Raw genomic sequence first — 4,476 nt, forward strand, 5'->3', positions numbered from 1 at the left:
CATTATATCTTCATTAAATTTTGAGGTAATGATATCAATCATCGCCCATATCCATATTATAAATAAACCAATCATTATAAAGAGTAAGAATAAATTTAATCCCAATAACATTTCTATCACAGTAACCTCAATTTATTTAAATAATACTGATATCTTAACGTAGATAAGGCAATAATTTATTAACTCTTTTAGCTATACTTATCGACAATTTATCTGAAGTGAACCAATATGAATTTAGCCTCTAAAAATGCTCCGCTAGAAGAATCTATCCAAAAAATGGAGAGTGTATTACGTGACATGGAGTGCGCAGTTGTTTATTCGCATGAAAAGCACCCTCTGGGTCACTGCTATTCGGTCAATCTCGCCTCGCTCGAAGCACCAAAACACATTTACTCTAACGGTAAAGGGATCTATTCAGAGGCTTCTATGGCAAGTGCTCTAGGGGAGTATATCGAGCGGCTCCAAACCAACAACTTTTTTATCGATTTTCATCTACCTGAGCGAAAATATTATCCTGATGAGGTAGAGTTTGATTTCGAAGGGGGATATTTGACTCCTGAATTGATGGAACTGTATGATCCCTCCGGTGAACTAAGTCAGGATGAACTTCTCGATTTTAATAGTGATATCGAAGATAAAATCGTCTCACTTCCCTTTAAAAAGCTAAAAAGCGATGAGAACGTCTATTTTCCGATCAATATACTCAGCAATCTCTACGTCAGTAACGGGCTTGCAACGGGGAACACGGCGCAAGAGGCGCAAGTGCAGGCAATGAGCGAGATTTTAGAGAGATATGCCAAAATAGAAATTATTAAAGAGGGGTATGCACTGCCTCATTACGGCGATGAGTTTTTAGCGCAGTTCGAGCGTCTCTACAGCGATTTAGTAAAGCTTCGCGAACTTGGGTACATTGTTCATGTTTTGGATGCGTCATTGGGGGGTAAATATCCCGTTACGGCGATCTCATTTATCAATCCTGCAAACGCAACACTGTTCGTCTCGTTCGGTGCGCATCCGATCCTCGAAGTCTCGCTGGAGCGGACAATGACCGAGCTGATGCAAGGACGGGGGTTGGAGAATCTAGAGAGTTTTGAAGTACCGACGTTTGATATGTCGATCGTTTCTGAGAGCTTTAATATCGAATCACATTTTATCGATTCCAACGGCAAGATGGGGATACAGTTTCTAAGCGCTAAAAAGAGTTTTGAACTCTCACCGTGGGGATACAGTGGAAATAGTACCGCAGAAGAGTTCGCCTATCTCAGTGCAATTTTTACCTCTATGGGGAGAGATATTTATATCCGTGATTACAATTATCTGGATTTTTACTCCTGCCAGATGGTTATCCCCGGAGTCTCTGAGGTGTACCCAATCGATGATTTGGTCTATAACAACCGTAATCGAGGGAAAATGTATCGTGAAGTGATTTTAAATTTTGCCGAGTACGATCCTGAAACAGTGTTGGACGAGATCGAAGCTCTCGAAGATCATCTGAATGTGGAAAAATTTATAGGGGTGATTTTCGAAGAGAATTTTACGATCGGAGAACTCAAAGCGCAGATGCATTTGATGCTCGGAAATATCGAAGAGGCCGTCAGTTATTTGGAATTTAGTACCAATACGATGAGTGTTCTGATTGTCGAGTTGATTCAAATGGCGGAGTTAGGATTAGAGTTTAGCGAATACCGACAAGCTCTGTATGATCTTTATACTATGGAGAGAGTTGAGAGGGCGGTAGGCATTGTGAGTGGGGAACAATTTTTAGTGAATACTATACTGCACGCTGATTATCGCAATATGCTCGCAATGTACGATCGATTGGAAGTGAAAAAAGAGACTATTGCCTGTCATACCCAAAGGGCACAAGTTCTTCAGGCGTGACCCGAGGAAGCATCCCAAAAAATTGGATTTCTGATCGAGTTGGGAATAACGAGCTAGTTCTCTTCACTAAAAAGTTTCAAAATCTTCGAATATTCTCCATATGCTTGTTTGTACAGATGTTGGGTGTGATTGGTGCTCTCGTAGAGTTCAGTAGCACTCATCCCACTTTCTAGCGCATTTTTAAGCAGTTTCGTTCGGCGTAGATAAGTAAAGGCGAGATTGGGGAAATGTTCATGTATCTTCTCTTTAATCATTACAGCGTCATTCGGATTTTCGAGCATATTGGCGAATACGAGGATCGTTTTTTCCCGAAATGCTTTTATAAATACCAAACTTTTCATAATTGAGTTGAGATCGTTCGTCGTGGGGAGGATAATGATGTCTGATTCTCTCAAAATCTCATTCGCATGAGGATTTTCAAATCCACCAAAATCATAGACGGTATCGGGATAGAGAGGGATTTTATTTGGATAATAGCGAGCATTTTTATATTTGGTCAATACAATCGACATATCGTTGGTAGCATAACGATAGCGCAGGTCTTTGGCGAGAGAAAAAGCGAGGGAGGTTTTACCGACTCCCCCTTTGGTCGATGCGATTGAGATAATGGCCATAGGTTTTCTCTTATTCACTATCTTTCGGTGATTTGAATGATTTAACGTCTATTCGGCGTGGAGCACGTTTTGGTGTCGCAGGTGCGTCGGAGGGCTTTCGATCACCATAGGGCTTCTTATCACTATATGGTTTTTTATCGCCGTAGGGCTTTTTATCTCCAAACGGCTTCTTGTCGCCATAGGATTTTTTACCATCTTTATCGTAAGGCTTTTTTTCTCCGAAAGCGGGTTTGTCACCGTAAGGTTTTTTCTCGCCGTACGGTTTTTTGTCCCCAAATTCTTTCTTATCTCCGTATGGTTTTTTCTCACCAAATGGTTTTTTATCTCCATAAGGCTTCTTCTCCCCAAACGGTTTCTTATCTCCATATGGTTTTTTCTCTCGATCGGATGGTTTACGATCATCCGAGCTTTTTTCTTTATCACCGAAAAATTTCGGTTTGCTGCTATAAGGCGTTCGGGCCGCTTTTTCAGCATCGGTACGCGGTGTACCGTCGATGTAGTGGTTACGCTCGCGCGTTTTCCCTTCGAAGATCGGTTTCCCATTTTCATCTTTGCCTACGAAACGCGGTTTGCTGTTATGCTGTTTTTTGGCGCTGAAACCATCATCCTCTCCGCGTGCAGGACGTCGATCACTGCGCGGTGCATCGTCACGTTTACGCTCTGGACGGGTATCACGAACCGGTTTTTTATCACGATTTCTTGGGTCCTGAGCATCACGAGCTTCGCGCTCGGCACGGCGTGCTTTTGCTTCGGCTTTTTGCTGATTGTCTACGGCAATTCCGAAATCGGGTTCGAACCCTTTAACTACCTCTTGGACGATAGTTCGTCCATTGAGCAGTTCGATAGGGTAGAGTCGTTTTTGATCTTCTGCATCGAGGGTGATAAGAGCGTATTCAGATGCACGAGCAAATCGTGACATATAGACGATTGCTTTTTCGGGAAGATCGTAGCTGATAAGCACTTCACAGCGTAAATCAGGAGTTTTTGCCAACTCTGCATCACTGAGTAGGATAAGATTATCTCCTGTAAAAGTATTTGTTAGAAATGACGCATCATCTGAAGTAATGATTAAAATTTTTTTCCCGCTGTTGCGTTCGATAAGAAATTGAACAAGTTCATTTTTTTGAAGTTGGTTACATGGGTGAATACGATGGTTTTGGCGTTTAATGGTTGATGACATAATAAGTCCTTAGGGTTTTGCCTCATTCAAGAGGGGGGAAACATGAAGCAGTCTCTGTCACATGAGCGCGAATGGTAGCAACATTATAGCGTAAAGATACTGTATTTACCTGTATGCTTTGATCGCAAGCATATCATCGAGTCGTACAAATAGATATCCTTGATTCTGAAGCTTTTCTATGATTTTAGGAAGTGCTTCGACACTTGCATGATTGGAGAGACCGCTATGCATTAGAATGATATCACCATTGCGGACGTGGTTAATGACATTCTTTGTGATAGCATCTTTATCTTTTAGTGCCCAATCAAGAGAATCGAGAGACCAAAGAATCGTAGTATATCCTTGTGTAGTGATTGTATCCATCACATTCTGATTAATTGAACCATAAGGCGGACGGAAAAAGAGAGGATATTTTCCCGTAATATTTTCAATTCTTTTGGATGTTGCATTAAGTTCATAGATGATTTTTTCAGGATCTATTTTAGTAAAGTGAGGGTGGTTAAAACTGTGATTCAAAACCAAATGTCCCTCATCAAATGCTCGTTTGGTTACTGTGGCATTATAATCTGTCATAGTGGAACCAATCATGAAGAAATTAGCAGTTATGTTATAGTGTTTTAAAATATCTAAAATTTTTCCTGTATTGTTTTCATCCGGAGAATCATCAAAAGTCAAAGCAAGCTTTTTATCTTGGTATGAATTTGCACTTAAATAGATATGGGTGTAATTTCCTTTAGCAATTGGAGCCGTTGTAGTATTTCGCCATTGGTGTAAAAAGTGTGTGAGGTTCGTATCCAAATA

Annotated in this window: 4 protein-coding genes; 1 reads left to right on the plus strand and 3 read right to left on the minus strand. The window is 40.9% G+C overall.

All coding sequences use genetic code 11. The features are described 5' to 3' along the window. Positions 1 to 228: 228 nt before the first annotated feature. Positions 229 to 1,881: a YcaO-like family protein gene (locus WA010_RS11155; protein WP_422557191.1), complete on the plus strand. Its 1,653-nt coding sequence runs from the start codon at positions 229 to 231 to the stop codon at positions 1,879 to 1,881. A 53-nt stretch (positions 1,882 to 1,934) separates the two neighbouring features. Here WA010_RS11155 and WA010_RS11160 read toward each other — a convergent pair whose 3' ends face one another. The 3 genes from WA010_RS11160 to WA010_RS11170 form a co-directional block, all read right to left on the minus strand. Next, positions 1,935 to 2,495, minus strand: a complete 561-nt coding sequence (locus WA010_RS11160) for a hypothetical protein (protein ID WP_422557192.1) — start codon at positions 2,493 to 2,495, stop codon at positions 1,935 to 1,937. 10 nt (positions 2,496 to 2,505) lie between these two features. Next, complete coding sequence (locus tag WA010_RS11165) at positions 2,506 to 3,675, minus strand: hypothetical protein (protein ID WP_422557193.1); 1,170 nt, start codon at positions 3,673 to 3,675, stop codon at positions 2,506 to 2,508. Between the two features lie 105 nt (positions 3,676 to 3,780). Continuing rightward, positions 3,781 to 4,476: polysaccharide deacetylase family protein (locus WA010_RS11170; RefSeq protein WP_422557194.1), on the minus strand; the 696-nt coding region annotated here is incomplete at its 5' end.

It is taken from the genome of Sulfuricurvum sp. (assembly GCF_049305995.1).
GTDB lineage: Bacteria > Campylobacterota > Campylobacteria > Campylobacterales > Sulfurimonadaceae > Sulfuricurvum.

Bases quoted from the DNA above. Each gene is read 5' to 3' on its own strand.
- WA010_RS11155 (WP_422557191.1), top strand. From the start codon at position 229: ATGAATTTAGCCTCTAAAAATGCTCCGCTAGAAGAATCTATCCAAAAA.
- WA010_RS11160 (WP_422557192.1), bottom strand. From the start codon at position 2,495: ATGGCCATTATCTCAATCGCATCGACCAAAGGGGGAGTCGGTAAAACC.
- WA010_RS11165 (WP_422557193.1), bottom strand. From the start codon at position 3,675: ATGTCATCAACCATTAAACGCCAAAACCATCGTATTCACCCATGTAAC.